The 3270-nt window shown below is 41.9% G+C and carries 4 protein-coding genes and 1 pseudogene; 3 read left to right on the forward strand and 2 right to left on the reverse strand.

Features of this window, described 5'->3' with window-relative positions; all coding sequences use genetic code 11:
- Positions 1–973, forward strand: a pseudogene (locus tag F6K49_RS38210) (hypothetical protein); the annotation flags it as partial.
- A 105-nt stretch (positions 974–1078) separates the two neighbouring features.
- Here the strand turns inward: F6K49_RS38210 and F6K49_RS53810 are convergent.
- Both F6K49_RS53810 and trxA read right to left on the reverse strand, forming a co-directional pair.
- A complete protein-coding gene (locus F6K49_RS53810) occupies positions 1079–1405 on the reverse strand; it encodes a hypothetical protein (RefSeq protein WP_366514281.1) in 327 nt (108 codons plus the stop codon).
- Positions 1406–1506: 101 nt separating this feature from the next.
- Entirely contained in the window at positions 1507–1827 is a 321-nt protein-coding gene (gene trxA / locus F6K49_RS38220; protein WP_293105501.1) for a thioredoxin, read from the reverse strand.
- Positions 1828–2036: 209 nt separating this feature from the next.
- Here trxA and F6K49_RS38225 point away from each other — a divergent pair, with 209 nt between their 5' ends.
- The gene (locus F6K49_RS38225; protein WP_293105504.1) at positions 2037–2402 is read left to right on the forward strand and encodes a recombinase family protein; all 366 of its coding nucleotides are present in this window, start codon (positions 2037–2039) and stop codon (positions 2400–2402) included.
- Between the two features lie 425 nt (positions 2403–2827).
- On the forward strand, positions 2828–3270 hold a 443-nt coding region (locus tag F6K49_RS38230), incomplete at its 3' end, for a CBS domain-containing protein (RefSeq protein WP_293105507.1).

A 3270-nucleotide genomic window follows, 5' to 3' on the forward strand; every position in this document is an offset into this window, starting at 1 on the left:
GGAAACAGAGGAAACAACTGATGATACTCTGGGTGAGCCAATTGAACCAGAGACTCTTCAAACAGAGGAAACAGAGGAAACAGAGGAAATTTATTATCCCTCTATGCCTACTATTCCTACCAGAAAGTCTAGTGGACTTAATCTCACCGCCATGGGAGTTTCCACATCTGTAGCCTTATTAGTAGTAGCTGGAGGCTACTTGTTCTCATGGGGTGGCAACCAGGCAGAAGCTAAGCTAGCACAAGCTGAGCAAAAGTACCAGGAAGGGGATTTAGACGCAGCACTGAAGCTGGTAAAATCTATTCCCGCAGATAGTGAAAACTATCAAGATGCTCAAAATGCGATCGCTCAGTGGAAAAGAGATTGGCAAGATGCCAAAGCCCTATTTCCCCAGATAAAAACTGCCTTTGAGCAACAGAAATGGGTAGAGGTAATTGAGCAAGCTAGTCAGATTCCTAATATTGTCTTCTGGCAACAGCAAATAGAACCTATGGTCAGCCAATCTCAAGCTAATCTTGAGAAGGAAGCTTACCAGTTACTACAGCAGGCTTACAACCAGGCTATCGAGAGAGACTTTACTGGTGCACTCAACACATTTAAACAAATCCCAAAGGGAACAAAAGCCTACGCTACAATTCAACAAAAAATTCCGGAGTACACTCAAAAGCGAAACATAAAAGCAAACTTCCTTCTTCAGCAGGCTTACAATCGAGCTGCTCAGAAAGACTTTACCAATGCATTGGTATATTTGAAAAAAATTCCTCAAAATACCGATGCCTATCCTAAGGCTCAGGAAAAAATTGTTGACTATACCGCTAAGCAAGAAATTCGGGCTAAGTATCTCTCAAAGATGGCTTATAACCAAGCTGTTTTAAAGAACTACACTAAGGCTTTGGATTATTTGAAACAAATTCCTAAAGGTACCTCCGTCTATGCCAGTGCTCAAGCCACAATTCAGCAGTATGCTCGATAAGCTATTGTGCCGTTAAACTGTCTATTATTGAAATCAAATAAAAAAGATATATCCCAGTGCCCTTTTGCCGTAAGCTATCAGCTATTAGCTGATAGCTTACTTGTTTTACCCTACAGGAGTTAATTGATATTTACTACTAGCAACTAACCTGGGATTGCGATTCATTGCTACTTCTATAAAAGCAGGACTTTCTTTGTGCACTACTTCGGTAAATTTGCCCGAATTAGCCATAACTTTTCTACCTGGTGCGTAAGCTTCGATCACATTACCGCTCACAGAACACATTACCATTAAATAGTCACAAACTGGGCATTCAGTTTTGGTGACCTGATCTCCAGCACAAGCATAATGTGATGCTTGAGAACCGATTAAGTAGTGACGTTGAGCCATATTCCCACAGTTGGGACATCGGACTGATTGAGTTGTCTCCATTGCCGATTCTCCTCATTTACATGTCATGGCTTGAAGGAAATAAGTCAGACTTAAACTCAGAATTCAGAAAGTTTTTTAAATTTTTATGTTTTTAATTAAACCTAAAGTTGCTGTTCAAGTGCGGCAGTAAATTTTTCATAGTCAGCAACTCCTACAATAGTGTCTACCACTTCACCGCCCTTAAAAATCAGCACCGCAGGAATGCTGCGGATACTGTATTTTTTTGCAGTAGCTTTGTCGGCATCAATATCGATTTTTACTACCTTAACGCGATCTTTGTACTCTTCAGAAAGTTTATCCATTAAAGGACCAATTTTACGACATGGACCACACCAAGGGGCTGTAAAATCAACGACAACTGGAACTTCAGAGGTTAAAAGTGCATCAAATTCACTGTCTTTGATGTAAGCAACTGTACTCATGATATATTCTTGAAATTTTTTAAAACTACCACAAATTTATAGTCAACGGTAAAGGGTAAAAAGTCAATAACAGTCAAGATGGTTACCCCTTTTATCTTCCTTTAATAAAGAAGGGCGGTTAATCGGTTTGAATAGCTGTAATAACCAGGATGGCTAAGGCTATACTTTGGTTTACCATAGTTGTATGAAGTTGCTTGATGCATTAAGTTATGGCTGCTGAGGAATTAGAAAGGGATAGCCTGATCGAAAGGCTAAACCAAGGTAGACAAGGGAAGGCAACTATGGGTGGCTATGCAGGTTATGGTTCACCGGCCTTCGGTCAACGTGCCCTAAATGGTGAGTTGGTGGATGATCCCCAAGAACAGCATGTAATTGAGTTAATTCGCCGTCACCATAAATCGGGCAAGTCATTACAACAAATCGCTAACTGGCTCAATCACCATGGCTATACAACCAAGCGTGGTCAGCAGTGGAAACGAATCTCGGTTAAGCGGGTTTTAGACCGGCTATACGGTAGAACCCCTAGGGTGTCTAGTTTGCCTCAAAACCCCAGTCAAGGGAACTTAAATCAGTAAGTAAATCAGTAAGCTCCAAGCTGGTAAAGTAGTTAGAACACCTGAAACAGAACGTTAGATAAGCCAGGGTACCTGATCGGACAATCCCATCGGACAATCCCATCGGACAATCCCATCGGACAATTGCCAAGCTAGGTCAGCAATGCCTAATTATTTGCCCCTAAGCCCAAATGGTGAAAGTCCCAGTATCCCTGGCAACCTATAAAAGCCAAAAGCTATGTCATATAAGGGTTAAAGATTATTTTGCTGTAACATCTATTTATTATATACCTTTATACAAGTTATGTGCATATTATTTCTGGATTTGTGGGATTTGTCCGTAACATCCCTCTAAAAAAACCCAGGCTCAGTAAATACACCAGCGCCATAGTGTGTAGCGGTTGGCGGCGGTCGTAGGTCATGGAAGTTCACCTATCAAATTAACTATGCAACTCAACGATCGACTTATCTGCGCCCCAACCCTAGAAGAGGCAATAGATCATCAGCCTTTGATCGTTGCTCCTGACACCCTCCTAATCGACGTAATTGCTTTGATGAGTCAGGAGGGAGGCAAAAGTTGTTCATTGCCCAATTTATACTCACCATCAGACCAGCTCAGCATTCGTGAGCCACGGTCTAGCTGCGTTTTGGTAATGCACTCAGACAAGTTGCTGGGAATATTTACTGAGCGCGATATTGTCCGGCTAACAGCTAATGGCATTAACTTTCAAGAGGTAACAGTAGCTGAGGTCATGGCACAGCCGGTGATTACGTTTCCTCAAACTGCTTGTCGGGATATCTTTGCCGCCTTATTCATATTTCGTCGGTATCGGATTCGCCACTTACCAATTGTGGATGATCACGGTCAGCTTGTGGGTTTTGTCTCACC

Source organism: Moorena sp. SIO3I6, from assembly GCF_010672095.1.